We start from the raw sequence: 13,507 nt of genomic DNA on the forward strand, positions 1-13,507 counted from the left end.
GGATATTATGCGATATTGTTTTCGATAGGGAGGCTTTTTTTAGTAAGAAATAAAATTGTAGCTGTGAGAAGTCCTAGAGCCTGAGGTCTTGCCATATATGACTAAACTTTGCGAAAGGAATAATAGTTTTAACTTAAGTATGAAGGAAAAGTCAACACCTACCTCGAATAGGATAACGTTGGAATAGTTATGCACACAACGATTTTTGGAGGGCGAGAATGGAAGAAGAAATAGAATTACGGCAGTACTGGGAAGTACTGCGCAAACGTTGGATTATCGTTGTGATTTTACCACTCATCGCAGCACTGACCAGCGGAATTATTAGTTTTTATGTCATTAAACCAGTTTATCAAGCCTCCACTACGCTAATTGTCGGGAAAAAAGCTGCAGAGTCTGGCCAAGCGGCAGTGCAAATGCTCGATAATAGTGTCCTACAAGCAAACCTTCAACTGGCCAAGACTTATGCTACGATCGCCCAGAGCCGCACTGTCGAACAAAATGTCATCAAGGACTTAGATTTGCCGCTGACGGTCGGAGCACTTGACAGTATGATCTCCATTAACCCCGTTAAGACCACGGAGATCTTAGAAATCCAAGTTTCAAATATTGACCCAGTCTTGGCAGCCTCTATCGCCAACTCCATGGCTCAAGAGTTTTCCAAAGCCGTAATCGAGATCAAAAAAGTCGATAGTGTCAGTATTGTCGATAGTGCAGTGACCCCAGATAAGCCTGTTAAGCCCAATAAAACTCTCAATGTACTTATAGCCTTTGTGGTGGGTTTGATGGCCTCGGTTGGAGTGGTCTTCTTACTTGAGTACATTGATAACACGATCAAGACCTCCGATGATGTCGAGAAGCTTTTAGGAATTCCGGTACTCGGCGTTATTCCACATTATGAGATAGGGAAACAAGGGTAAGAGGGGAAGATTCCATTGGCATATTCATTAATCACCTTAGAACAGTCGAAATCTCCAATCTCAGAGGCCTTTCGAACACTCCGGACGAACGTTCAGTTTACGAGTGTGGACTCAGAGACCAAAAAAATTATGGTTACCAGTGCAGGTCCTAGGGAGGGGAAATCAAGTACGGTTGCCAACCTCGCGGTAAGTATGGCTCAAGCAGGTAAGTCTGTACTTGTAATCGATGCCGACTTGCGCAATCCAACCCAACACAAACTCTTTGGGTTGGACAATTGGGAGGGTCTATCGGTGGCCTTGGTTCAAGACTATGACTACCAACAATATATCAGAGAAACTGCTGTGCCCGGTGTCAGTGTGATCACAGGAGGCCCTATCCCACCAAATCCTGCCGAGCTTGTCGGGTCTCACCGGATGAAGCGTCTGATCGAGGGAGTTAGTGAGCAATATGATGTAGTCCTGATCGATACCCCTCCCATTGTTGCAGTGACGGATGCCGCGATTTTAGCCCAAGAAGTCGATGGAGTCATCTTGGTCTTGGCCTCTGGCGAAGTGAACAAGGACTTTGCGCAAAGGGCCAAAGAACTCCTGGACAAAGTCGGCGCTAAGATCCTCGGTGCAGTACTCAACAAAGCGGACATGAAAACCAGTGAATATTACTATTACTACTACTATCACGGATCGAACGATCCGAAGAAGAAGCATAAAGGCCATAAAGCACGTTGAAATCAACAGACAGTCTCCTTTCGGCATAATGCTGGAGGGAGACTGTCTGCTGGCGATTAATGTTGATTAAGAAATGCAGGTGAGTCGAATTTGATTGATATGCATAGTCACATTCTACCTGGACTGGACGACGGGGCAAAAGACATGGCAGAAACCCTGGAGATGGTGCGTCAGTTGCAAGAGTCGGGGTTTAAGACGATCTTCGCGACTCCACATGTCTTAGAAGGACGGGACTACTTACACCCTGCTGAAATTCTGACGGTTACAGAGCAAGTTCGCCAGCGTGTTGCTGAAGCTGGAATTAAGATTGAGATCTTACCGGGTGCTGAGAACTATATCTTCCCAGATATGGCAAAGTGGTTTAGTGCTGGGAAGCTACTAACCCTGGGAAACACAGGAAAGTATCTACTCGTAGAGCTGCCAATGCGGGAAATACCACACTACACGGATCAAGTGTTTTTTGAACTACAAGTTAAAGGACTGACTCCGATACTTGCCCACCCAGAACGCAACCTTGGTTTGAATGATGAACCAAAGCGTCTCCTAGAGTGGGCCAAAAGGGGAATCCTCTTTCAGATGAACGTAAGAAGCTTAAGTGGATACTATGGGCCGCGACCTAAGATGCTAGCTGAACTGATGCTGAGTAATGGGTTAATTCACTTAATAGGATCCGATGCACACCGCGTATCTCGAAGCGAGTCGATCTATACAGAGGCACTCCAGGGAGTTAAAGAGATCTCGGGTGAGGGTAGGTTCCAAGACATGACACTGTGGAATCCCCAAACAATTCTGGAAGGAAAACCACTGCAGGGCGGAAGGGATTATGCCCTCGATGAGCCAATTTTAAAGAAGAAGAAACGCGGGTTTCGGGATTTATTTCGACGATAGGGCCCCCCTTGATGGCAAGGGGGGCCTTTTTTTGTCGTTCATTAAGTTAAATTGGTATAATTTTAAAAGCTGTAGAGTAGTATTTGAAGTGATAAAGTCGAATTATAAGTAATAATGCACTTAATAAGGAGATTTAATGAATAAATTAAATTATTTCTGTCGTTATCAGGCGTAAAAATACATTTAATGCTGTAATATTAGCTCAAAACAAGATAAATGTAGTATTGTTTTAATTTAGTGTAAAGGTTTTTAATTTTAAGTGACGAAATAGATATAAGTACATTTGTCCTATGATCATGGACTTAAATGGTAAGGCTTAGGCAGTGTCCGTGAAGTTAGGTCTATTTTTTTTCTGTTTTAACGATTTGATCAGGGAGAGTGGTTCGTTTAGAGGTAGGTTATATCTCAGATGTACAGAATATTCCGGTCGGTGCCAAGCATGGGGTTAGGGCCAAGAGTATATTGAGGTGCAAGTGGGGACTGATTTGGTAGAGGGGATATTGTGCGGATATTTATGGGGTGGGATGAGGTTGAGAAGCATTGCCGAGTGGCTCGAGAAAGGGTCTCTAGGACTGATGAATCTGGGGTACAGATTATTGGATTCTAAAAGAAAAGGGGAAGTGGGACAATGTTAAGGGGACGAGGGACCCTTGAAAACATATCAGAAATCATTGACATTGTTCTAATGTCGATAGGTTTCTCTTTAGTCATTGAACTCTATCAAATTAAGCAAACCATAAAAGGGGATGACTGGGCGGAGTATTTTCTTATATATTTGATCTATCTTTTGACTTGGATCATCGGTAGCAATATCTACAAAGTCTACCAATCACGTCGTTTTACGTCGGCAGGACGTGAACTCACTCAAATGTTAAAAGCGCATTTTTTCTCATTCGCCTGTAGCATGATATTGATTAATCTCTACAATCCAAATTTAATACGCAATCGTTTCTTTTTTTACTTTGGAGCCTTTGTTGTGTGTTTAACACTGGGGATGCATATTATAACTCGGCTAATATTGCAAGCTTGGCGTAAAGTTGGCCGCAACACACGTTATGTCTTGATTCTGGGGGGCGGCTCTGCTGCTGGACTTTATCTGCAAAAAGTAAAAGCTAACCCCCAGTTGGGTTATAGAGTGATTGGGTATCTTGCTCCCACAAAGAATGGCCTTAAAATTCCTTACTTAGGAGATTATACGAATCTCGAATCCGTTGTTAGTATGAATATCGTGGATTTAACCGTAGTTACAGCACTCATCACAGAAAAGGGAATCCAAGAATCGATTGAGATCTTGGATATCATGGGAAAAAGTGTTGCTGTTTTACTCGATGATATAGTGACGAAAGTCGCCCGCAGTAGACCTGTTGATTTTGGGGGGCTATCGATGGTGATGTATGACAGTTACCCAAGGCGACCGTGGCAGGAAGTGGGCAAACGGGGTATTGATGTAATTTCCTCTGGTCTAGGTCTTATCGTTCTGAGTCCTTTGTTTTTAGTAATTGTGTTAGCGATAAGATTGACGTCCAAGGGACCTGCAATTTTTGCGCAAGAACGGGTCGGCTTGAACGGGCGCCCGTTTAAAATCTATAAGTTCCGTTCCATGGTTGTCAATGCGGAGGAGCTTAAGGAACGATTGGCTGATTTAAACGAAATGAGTGGACCAGTCTTTAAGATTACCAATGATCCAAGGGTGACCGCCGTGGGAAAATTTATTAGAAAAACGAGTATCGATGAACTCCCACAATTATTTAATGTTTTTAAAGGGGATATGAGTTTAGTGGGTCCGAGGCCACCACTAACAAGCGAAGTGAATTTATACGATTCAAAGCATCGGAAGAGATTGGCGGTTCGACCGGGGATTACGTGCATTTGGCAGATAAGTGGGCGGAATGAAGTGGGCTTTGAAGAGTGGATGGAGATGGATGCCGAGTATGTTGATCGGTGGTCGTTGTGGTTGGATATGGAGATTTTGGCTAGGACGGTACCAGTGGTGTTGGGGAGACGTGGGGCGAGTTAGGAAGGATGAAGGAAGTATGTCACTTTCTTAATTGAAGTTATATACTAAAATGCTCCATCGATACAATCTGTGGAATTAGCATCAATGGAGCATGGGTAATGATGAGAGAGACTTACCTAAGTTTCTATGATCATTACAGTTTTGATTCAAAGAAGGATTCAGACTTGGAGCGAGAAGTCGATATATCTTAAAATTGAGGGGCTGTCATAACTCATGAAAGGTATTATTTTAGCAGGGGGATCAGGAACACGTCTGTATCCGCTAACCATGATTACAAGTAAGCAACTCCTACCTGTATACGACAAGCCGATGGTGTTTTATCCCTTATCCATGCTGATGTTAGCAGGAATACGGGACATTTTGATAATCTCGACCCCGCAGGACTTGCCGAACTTTGAGAGGCTCTTAGGTGATGGCAGTCAGTTCGGTATCGAATTGTCTTATAAAGTGCAACCGTCACCGGATGGTCTAGCTCAAGCGTTTATTCTCGGGGAGGAATTCATCGGAGATAATTGTTGTGCCATGATCTTAGGAGATAACATCTTCTACGGTAATGGTATCAGTCAGTTGTTGCGCGATGCGGCTGAGAACGCTGAAAAAGGAGAAGCGACTATTTTCGGGTACTATGTCACTGACCCTGAGAGATTTGGCATTGTTGAGTTTGATGAGTATGAAAAAGTTATTTCAGTGGAAGAAAAACCAGAATTCCCTAAGTCGAGCTACTGCATTACTGGTTTGTATTTCTATGACAAACGAGTAGCTAGGTTAGCAAGAAAAGTCAAGCCAAGTGCCAGAGGTGAGCTGGAGATTACTGACTTAAATCGTATGTATCTCGAGGAAGGGACACTTAATGTAAAGTTACTGGGCAGAGGATATGCGTGGCTGGATACGGGAACAATGGATAGCTTAGTTGAGGCAACAAACTTTGTGCAGATGATAGAGAAAAGACAGGGCATTAAGATATCAGCGCCTGAAGAGATAGCCTATAAACATGACTGGATCAGCAAAGAAACGCTACTCTCTTCAGCAGCGCGCTACGGAAAATCACCCTATGGTGAGCATCTCAAACGAGTCGCTGAAGGAAAGATTAGGTATTAGTAGCTAATCATAAAAACTGACGTCTGAGAAAGTATAGGTGTTGTAGAAAGTGAAAGTACTAATAACGGGAGCAACAGGTCAACTGGGCAGTTCCCTTACGCAGATGTTGAAAATGGGGACATCTGAACTAGGAGGAATTCCTGGTTTCCTTGAAGCAGCTGAAATTGAAGGTGTCGATTTCCAAGAACTTGATATAACAGATCTAGAGACAGTACTGGCTTATACTGCAAATTCCAAACCGGATTTAATCATTAACTGCGCAGCCTATACTAATGTAGATGGCTGCGAAACATATCGAGATGATGCCTTTAAAGTGAACGCTTTGGGCGCCAGAAATATGGCGATTGCAGCGGAGCAGATCGAAGCCAAGCTAGTTCATATTTCTACAGATTATGTCTTTGCCGGCAACGGTACAAAACCCGATAACGAAGCATCTATCTGTCATCCCCAAAGTGCTTATGGCACCACAAAATATCTAGGAGAACAGTATGTCAGAGACTTTTGTTCTCGCTATTTTATCGTTAGAACAGCGTGGCTTTATAGTCCTATTGGTAAAAACTTTGTCAAGACCATTATGAGAGCGGGCAGAGAACGCGGAGCTTTAAAGGTGGTCAATGATCAGATAGGCAACCCGACTAATGCGGTAGATCTGGCCTATCATATTTTGAAAATAGCAGCCACCCAAGAGTATGGCATCTACCACTGCACGGGTAACGGGGAATGCTCATGGTTCGATTTTGCCTCTAAGATCATTGAATACGCTGGAATTAAGGCGACCGTTTCTCCATGTACGACCGAGGACTATCCTTCTCCGGCAAAACGCCCGGCGTACTCTGCCCTGGATAATATGATGCTCAGATGTACTGTCGGTGACGAGATGAGGAACTGGCAAGACGCCTTGAGATACTTTATGGATCATTACGACGGGGAATAGACCCACCCAAAAAACATAGAGGGGCAAGTAAATGAAAACATATCTAGTAACGGGTGGCGCAGGCTTTATAGGTTCCAACTTTATTATTTACATGTTAGAGAAATACCGTGATATCAAGATCATCAACCTTGACAAGTTGACCTATGCCGGAAATCTTGAAAATTTGGTCAACATAGAGAGCAATGTAAACTATCGTTTTGTTCAAGCTGATATTGGCGATCGAGAAGCGATGCAGACACTGTTTGAGAAGAACGAGATTGACTATGTTATTAACTTTGCAGCAGAGAGTCATGTGGACAGAAGTATCGTAGAGCCTGATATTTTTGTCAAGACCAATGTCATGGGCACAGTAAATCTTCTTAATGTTGCCAAGCAAGCGTGGCTCGTGGGCGATGATCTCTATAAAGAAGGCGTTAAGTTCCTGCAAGTTTCCACAGATGAAGTCTATGGCTCTTTAGGTGCTGAGGGTTTTTTCACGGAGACAAATCCGCTTGACCCTCATAGCCCCTACTCCTCAAGTAAGGCGAGTGCCGACTTATTTGTGAACGCCTACGCGGATACCTATAAGCTACCGGTGAATATCACGAGATGTTCCAACAACTACGGACCCTATCAATTTCCGGAGAAGCTAATACCTCTGATCATTAATAAATCCTTGCAGCACAAGCAGTTACCAGTGTACGGCGATGGAATGCAGATTAGGGACTGGCTGTATGTCGAAGACCACTGTAAGGCTATTGATCAGGTCATCCGTCAGGGTAAGCTGGGAGAGGTTTATAACATCGGCGGGCATAATGAGCGACCGAATGTTGAGATTGTGAGAGCGATCCTGGATTACCTGAAGGAACATGTGGACTCTGAGGTTGGAGAGCATCTTATCAAACACGTTGAGGATAGAAAAGGCCATGATCGACGTTATGGCATAGACCCTCAAAAAATTAAGGAGGATCTGGGTTGGTATCCGGAAACCACCTTCGAGGTTGGTATCAAGAAGACCATTAAATGGTACCTTGATCATAAGAACTGGCTAGATAATGTAACGAGTGGTGCTTATCAGGGAGGAGAAATTTGTGGCGAAGTTTAGCTTTAATAAGACGGAGATTGAAGGCGTCTACATTATAGAGCCGACAGTCTTTGGCGATAGTAGAGGCTATTTCATGGAAACTTACAACTATCAAGAATTCCAAGAAGGCGGCATCGAGGTTACCTTTGTTCAGGATAATCAGTCCAAGTCCAAGAAGGGTGTTCTGAGAGGCCTTCATTTTCAGAAGAAACATCCGCAGGGGAAACTGGTCCGTGTTATCAGTGGTGAGGTTTTCGATGTCGCAGTTGATTTGAGAAAAGACAGCAAGACCTATGGTAGGTGGGTAGGAGTTATCTTGTCGGAAGAGAATAAGCGACAGTTTTTTGTTCCGAGAGGGTTTGCCCATGGGTTTCTGGTGCTCTCTGAGACTGCGGAGTTCACGTATAAATGTGATGAGTTCTATTATCCGGAGGATGAGGGCGGGTTAATGTGGAATGATGAGACTGTGGGTATTATGTGGCCTGAACTGGAGACGATGGAAATTTTGCTAAGTAATAAGGATCAGGTGAATTCGAGGTTAGGAGATTTGAAAGATAGTTTTTAACGTGTTGGAATGAAGGACTAACAGACGTGCGATTAAAGTTTTTGGCGTCAATGGCAAGAATTTCATAAAAACCATGTTAAAGGTCGGCAAGACACATGACACAGTGCGCGTGGTCAACGACCAGATCGGTACACCGACATACACATTGGATTGTCGCGCCTACTGGTAGATATGATTGAACCCCAAAAATATGGTTACAATCATGCGACGATCGAAGGCGGCTGCATCTCTTGGTATGACTTTACATGCGAGATTTACAAACAGGCAGGATACACGACAAACATTATCCCTGTGACCACGATAGAATATGGTCTCTCCAAAGCGGCACGTCCATTTATCCCGGTGACGAGGGTGGTCTTGCTTGGAACAACCCTGAAATCGGTATTGTGTGGCCTCAGTTGGTTGGAGAATATCAAGGGACAGCCAGTACTGAAGGTTATCGCCTAGAAGATTGTGCAAAGCTGAATCTCAGCGATAAAGACCAGAAGTGGCTGGGGTTGAAAGATACATTCAGATTTTGAAGCAACATTTCTACATATGATGCATTCTTCGGAGGGACTAGTCCTCTAAATATATTGAAGTCAAGGAGTAAAAAAGATGAACTACATTATATTTGGCGGAACCGGCTTCATCGGAACCCATCTGATTAATCTACTCAAAGCAGAAGCAGTGAACCCCGACGATAAAATCTATGCCCTTGATATTGTCATGCCAGGTGAGGAAGGCGTTGTCCCTGGGGTTGTAGAGAAGATCGAGTGTGTTGAGTATGTACGCTGTGATGTTCGGAAACCCATTGATTTCGATATCACGACAACAACAGATGATATCATCTTCAACTTCGCTGCAGTTCATCGCACTCCTGGTCATCCGGATTACGAGTACTTTGAAACGAACCTTTATGGTGCGGAAAATGTGACGGCGTTTGCCGTGGAGCATGGCATCACAAAAATCCTGTTTACCAGTTCTATTGCGCCATATGGGGCAGCAGAGGAATTCAAAGAAGAGACCACACTACCCACCCCCAATACCGCCTATGGCATCAGCAAACTTGTCGCAGAAAAGATTCACGAGAAATGGCAGGCAGGAGGCCCGAAGCGCGAACTCACCATTGTTCGCCCCGGCGTTGTTTACGGTAAAGGAGAGCATGGGAACTTTACCCGTCTGTATTGGGGACAGAGGAAGCACTATTTCTTCTATCCTGGTCGCAAGGATACGGTGAAGGCGTGCATCTATGTGAAAGAACTTGTCCGCTTCATGAAGTATCGAATGATTGATAACGATTTTCCGGGAGTGGACGTTTTCAACAGCACCTTTGAGCCAGCCTACAACATGGAGCAGATTTGCAGCGAGATGCAAAAAGCAACGGACATGAAGCGTTTTGTCCCATTGATTCCTGGATGGATACTAATGACTGCTGCCGTTTGTCTGGTTCCGTTTGGTGGGATGAAGTTGGGGCTCCACCCTGCGCGTGTAAAGAAGCTGATGATTTCCACTAATATCTGCGGCAAAAAGTTAGCTGCCAGCGGATACAAGTTCTATTACACCTTTGAGGAAACGTTGAGAGATTGGTTTGAGGATTGTGGCAGAGAAGGGTTGGAATGATTATACACAAGTGCCAGCGCAAATATGTTTTATAAAAATAGAAACGGTGCGACTGTTTATTTAGATGAGGATATATTGGGGCAATTTTGAGAAGAGTGTCTAATCGTTGTTGAATATATGATTGAATCGATATTATCTAAAATGAAAGGTATAAAGGTTATGAAAGTTGATATTGTGTGCCCATTGTATTTGGCAGAAGATTACATTGAAGGCTTTCTGGAAAGATTACAGCGTCAAAAGAACGTTGAAATAGACAATGTGATTTTCCCAATTACTGAAGAAGGGAGTGTGGCGGAAGTTGCAAATAAAATATCTAAGGCGGGGTACCGGTACTTCCTTTTAAGTAAAGATGCATTTTCACATAGCTTGACACGCGAAAAAGCAATTTTTGAGTATTGTGAAAATGACATTGTTATTATGATGTCACAGGACGTCATTTTGCTGGATGATTACTGCTTGTTTGAGTTGGCAAGTCATGTAACATCTGAGGTTGTCTATGCATATGGGCGACAAATATGTTCTAAGAAAACGATTGAGCATTACACACGACTGAAGAACTACAGCGAAGCATCATCAGTAGTTACGAAAGCGGATATCGAAAGATTACAGATCAAAGCGTTTGGTTCATCGGATGCGTTTGCGGCCTATTATCGACCCGCATTTTTGCGGCTGAACAGCTATGATAATATCCACATGATGTTCAATGAGGATATGTATTATGCAAAAAAGATTTTGGAAGCAGGTTACAAGAAGGCATATGTTGCAACGGCGGTTGTGGAGCATTCTCATAAGCTGACACTCAATCAGCTTTATAAACGTTATTATGCTACCGGAGAATGGTTTAAGGAACACAGAGAGTTTGATAACTATAAAACAACTGACACAGGATTACAACTTGCTATCTTTGTGTTTAAGGCAGCGATAAAGGATTTCAATGTTCCAGTCTTGATTCGTTTTGTACCTGATATGCTTTCTCGGTATTTGGGCATGAGAAACGGGAAAATGCATAATTAAAGCGTTGTTAATTGCTGTGCGCTTGTTCTTTTGGAGGAATATGAAAAAATGAGGCTGTTAGTTATTCAGGAACAACATTTTACCCGGATGCCCAATGGGGAAGTATGGGTGGATGTTCAATCCAATCAAAGGTTCTGGGACAGATATTTGAATGTATTTGAAGAAATCGTCGTGTGCGCGAGATTCAACAAGTGCGAAGATTATGATACAGATGGCTTGATGCGTTCTGATCGGGACAGAGTGTCTTTTGTCGAACTGCCCAATTACCGGGGTGTCGGTGGTCTCATTAAGAACTATTCGCAGGTTTCAGAAACAATCAAGCGTGCAATCAGACAATGTGATTGCGTGATTTTCCGTGCGCCGAGTCCGATTTCCATGGTTGCGTATCCGTTGATAAAAAAGAGCAAAAAGCCGTTTGCAGTGGAGATTATGAATAATCCAGCGACGCAGTATTCCAAGCAGTCGATGAGTCATATTTTGCAGCCTCTGATATTAAACATTGTTGTAAACCAAACCAAGGATATGTGTCTCAAGGCGAACGGTGTGTCGTATGTAACCGAACGGACGCTACAGGAACTATATCCCAGCACGGCTCAACTGAAGGGTGAAAGCAAAAGTTTCTTTGAGGGGAGCTATTCTACGATTCGGTTAGACCAGGAAAATTACTGCTATTTGTATGTAGCAGACATTAAGGTGAGACCTGATCCATTCACATTTATCAATGCGGGAATGATGAACGATAATCGCAAAGGGCAAGACATCTTCATTGAGGCTTTAAGCATCCTGCATCAGCGCGGTTATAACGTGAAAGGAATCCTAGTCGGCGAAGGGCTCCTGCGTCAGGAATTCGAGCAACTCGGCGTACGCCTTGGCATACGAGACCGGCTTGACTTCGTTGGTTGGAAAGTTGGCTATGCAGATGTTCAAAAAGAACTACAACGAGCAAAAATTGCTGTCTTTGCCTCTTATGGAGAAGGTCTGCCCAGATCAATGATAGAGGCAATGGCAAATGGATTGCTCTGCTTTGGAACTAAAATTGATGGCATTGTTGAATTGCTTGACGATGACCTGCTGGTGAAAGAATTTTCCGGAGAAGCCTTTGCAAACAAGATTGAACCATTTTTATCTGACTGGAGTTGTGTAGAGCCAATTCGTAATAAGCTGTATGAAAGATCTAAAAAGTATGAATATACAATACTGGAAACAAAGAGAAATGAGTTTTATAAAAAACTACGAGAAGTTGCAGCAAATGGCGGATGAGATTCTGTGAAATATCGTTTTTAGCGAGAAATGATCTAAGTTCTGATTTGCAAAGTTGCATGGTGATTATGTTGAAAACTTAAAAGGATTTTGGGAAGGAATTTTATTATGTGGTTGCTGATACTTTTTTCATTTGTGATCTGCTTATTTACCTGTGTGACTAATAAGCAGATAAAATATCACCCGGTAATTCTGTTTAACGGAGTATGGCTTGTGATATTTATTCTTTACAAGATCGACTACTTAAACTTTACCATATTAACTGATCACTCAATTGCTATCTTATTAATAATGATATTTTTCTTTCCTCTTGGTGTTTTGCTAGGATTAAAAAATAGATACAGAGTAAAAAGACATGGCAGACTAAGTTATGTTATGAGTACTTACGAGTTTAGAGAGAAATTATTTTGGGCTCTGTGTATTCTGGCAAGCATAGTCATGTTGATTGATGAATTAACTATTATTATAAGGCTAATTCAGGGAGCGTCCTTTTATGATATTATGAGGGATGCATCAGGGAAAGGAACGGTAGAAATCTCTGGATCACTCCAAGTGCTTCTATACTTATTTGTTGTATATCCAGTTTCTTATTTGGTATCACCTATTTGTGCAGTCAAGTTCATTAACGGAAGTCAGAATAAATACCGTTATTTGGCTATTAATCTTATAATTGTTGCTTTGTCTGTTGCTCATCATGGCGGGAGAAAAATGCTCTTTTTATTTGGCATAAGCTATATATTGGCGTATCTTATATATGGAAAAAAAGCGCAGACAAGCCGAAAAACAAAATGGTTTGTGGTGATAATACTGGTACTGTTAGTGGTCATAATGAATGAGATTTCTGTCTCGCGTGGAATTGATGATGTTGGTACATCCTTCTACGCTTATTTAACATGTTCACCGTCATTGATGCAGACCTATCTATCAAGTTCAATTGTCTCATCTCAGCGACTTTTTGGCTTTTTCTCGTTTAATGGATTTGTCTATCCTATAATGATCTTGCCTAATTATTTAGGCATCAAGTCACCTGCTATTTATCAGACAACGCAAACAGTTCGGTTCTTTATAGAAAATAGCTATGTTCCTATCGGAGGGTATTCACATAATATGAATGCGTTTTTACCGGTGGGGGCTTATTTCTATGTGGATGGTGGATTTGCTTTTGAAATAATTGGAATGGTATTATATGGAATGCTGGCCGGATACCTGTATAAAAAAGTGCTAAAGAATAGAGATGAATATAACTGTTCACTATACATTTTTGTTTGTATTGGGTTAATATTATCTTTTGCAAGATTTTATTTTACATCATATGCATATGCATTCGCATTTTTGTATGTTTGCTTCTTGTTTAAGAAAAGGGATAACTTGGTTGATAATAAACGATGAGTAGTCTTTGCTTATTGAAGAATTTGGAGGATTT

The 13,507-nt window shown here is 42.4% G+C and carries 12 protein-coding genes and 2 pseudogenes; all 14 read left to right on the top strand.

Going from position 1 to position 13,507, the window contains the following annotated elements:
* Window positions 1-218: 218 nt before the first annotated feature.
* The 14 genes and pseudogenes from E4K67_RS01645 (at window position 219) to E4K67_RS01705 (ending at window position 13,473) form a co-directional block, all read left to right on the top strand.
* Complete coding sequence (locus E4K67_RS01645) at window positions 219-917, top strand: YveK family protein (RefSeq protein ID WP_135544663.1); 699 nt, start codon at window positions 219-221, stop codon at window positions 915-917.
* Window positions 918-932: 15 nt separating this feature from the next.
* Window positions 933-1,643, top strand: coding sequence for a CpsD/CapB family tyrosine-protein kinase (locus E4K67_RS01650; RefSeq protein ID WP_135544664.1), 711 nt, complete (start codon window positions 933-935; stop codon window positions 1,641-1,643).
* Between the two features lie 99 nt (window positions 1,644-1,742).
* Window positions 1,743-2,531, top strand: coding sequence for a tyrosine-protein phosphatase (locus E4K67_RS01655; protein WP_243454325.1), 789 nt, complete (start codon window positions 1,743-1,745; stop codon window positions 2,529-2,531).
* Window positions 2,532-3,159: 628 nt separating this feature from the next.
* Window positions 3,160-4,548, top strand: a complete 1,389-nt coding sequence (locus tag E4K67_RS01660; RefSeq protein WP_135544666.1) for a sugar transferase — start codon at window positions 3,160-3,162, stop codon at window positions 4,546-4,548.
* Window positions 4,549-4,761: 213 nt separating this feature from the next.
* Entirely contained in the window at window positions 4,762-5,646 is an 885-nt protein-coding gene (gene rfbA / locus E4K67_RS01665) for a glucose-1-phosphate thymidylyltransferase RfbA (protein ID WP_135544667.1), read from the top strand.
* A 49-nt stretch (window positions 5,647-5,695) separates the two neighbouring features.
* A complete protein-coding gene (gene rfbD, locus E4K67_RS01670) occupies window positions 5,696-6,580 on the top strand; it encodes a dTDP-4-dehydrorhamnose reductase (protein WP_135544668.1) in 885 nt (294 codons plus the stop codon).
* 31 nt (window positions 6,581-6,611) lie between these two features.
* Window positions 6,612-7,664: a dTDP-glucose 4,6-dehydratase gene (gene rfbB, locus E4K67_RS01675; RefSeq protein ID WP_135544669.1), complete on the top strand. Its 1,053-nt coding sequence runs from the start codon at window positions 6,612-6,614 to the stop codon at window positions 7,662-7,664.
* Window positions 7,651-8,208, top strand: a complete 558-nt coding sequence (rfbC, locus tag E4K67_RS01680) for a dTDP-4-dehydrorhamnose 3,5-epimerase (protein ID WP_135544670.1) — start codon at window positions 7,651-7,653, stop codon at window positions 8,206-8,208. Before rfbB ends, rfbC begins: the two co-directional genes overlap by 14 nt.
* A gap of 37 nt (window positions 8,209-8,245) precedes the next feature.
* Window positions 8,246-8,544, top strand: a pseudogene (locus tag E4K67_RS01685) (sugar nucleotide-binding protein); the annotation flags it as partial.
* Window positions 8,544-8,729, top strand: a pseudogene (locus E4K67_RS30445) (dTDP-4-dehydrorhamnose 3,5-epimerase); the annotation flags it as partial. The pseudogenes E4K67_RS01685 and E4K67_RS30445, both read left to right, overlap by 1 nt.
* 76 nt (window positions 8,730-8,805) lie before the next feature.
* Window positions 8,806-9,810, top strand: a complete 1,005-nt coding sequence (locus E4K67_RS01690; RefSeq protein WP_135544671.1) for an NAD-dependent epimerase/dehydratase family protein — start codon at window positions 8,806-8,808, stop codon at window positions 9,808-9,810.
* 159 nt (window positions 9,811-9,969) lie between these two features.
* A complete protein-coding gene (locus E4K67_RS01695) occupies window positions 9,970-10,824 on the top strand; it encodes a glycosyltransferase family 2 protein (protein WP_206752168.1) in 855 nt (284 codons plus the stop codon).
* Between the two features lie 48 nt (window positions 10,825-10,872).
* Window positions 10,873-12,084, top strand: a complete 1,212-nt coding sequence (locus E4K67_RS01700) for a glycosyltransferase (protein WP_135544673.1) — start codon at window positions 10,873-10,875, stop codon at window positions 12,082-12,084.
* 108 nt (window positions 12,085-12,192) lie between these two features.
* Complete coding sequence (locus E4K67_RS01705; protein WP_135544674.1) at window positions 12,193-13,473, top strand: O-antigen polymerase; 1,281 nt, start codon at window positions 12,193-12,195, stop codon at window positions 13,471-13,473.
* The last annotated feature ends 34 nt before the right edge of the window (window positions 13,474-13,507 follow it).

It is taken from the genome of Desulfosporosinus fructosivorans, from assembly GCF_004766045.1.
In the GTDB taxonomy this organism is placed as follows: Bacteria; Bacillota; Desulfitobacteriia; order Desulfitobacteriales; family Desulfitobacteriaceae; genus Desulfosporosinus; species Desulfosporosinus fructosivorans.

Coding starts and splice junctions, on each gene's coding strand:
- E4K67_RS01645 (WP_135544663.1), top strand. CDS start 219: ATGGAAGAAGAAATAGAATTACGGCAGTACTGGGAAGTACTGCGCAAA.
- E4K67_RS01655 (WP_243454325.1), top strand. CDS start 1,743: ATGCATAGTCACATTCTACCTGGACTGGACGACGGGGCAAAAGACATG.
- E4K67_RS01660 (WP_135544666.1), top strand. CDS start 3,160: ATGTTAAGGGGACGAGGGACCCTTGAAAACATATCAGAAATCATTGAC.
- rfbA (WP_135544667.1), top strand. CDS start 4,762: ATGAAAGGTATTATTTTAGCAGGGGGATCAGGAACACGTCTGTATCCG.
- rfbB (WP_135544669.1), top strand. CDS start 6,612: ATGAAAACATATCTAGTAACGGGTGGCGCAGGCTTTATAGGTTCCAAC.
- E4K67_RS01690 (WP_135544671.1), top strand. CDS start 8,806: ATGAACTACATTATATTTGGCGGAACCGGCTTCATCGGAACCCATCTG.
- E4K67_RS01695 (WP_206752168.1), top strand. CDS start 9,970: ATGAAAGTTGATATTGTGTGCCCATTGTATTTGGCAGAAGATTACATT.
- E4K67_RS01700 (WP_135544673.1), top strand. CDS start 10,873: ATGAGGCTGTTAGTTATTCAGGAACAACATTTTACCCGGATGCCCAAT.
- E4K67_RS01705 (WP_135544674.1), top strand. CDS start 12,193: ATGTGGTTGCTGATACTTTTTTCATTTGTGATCTGCTTATTTACCTGT.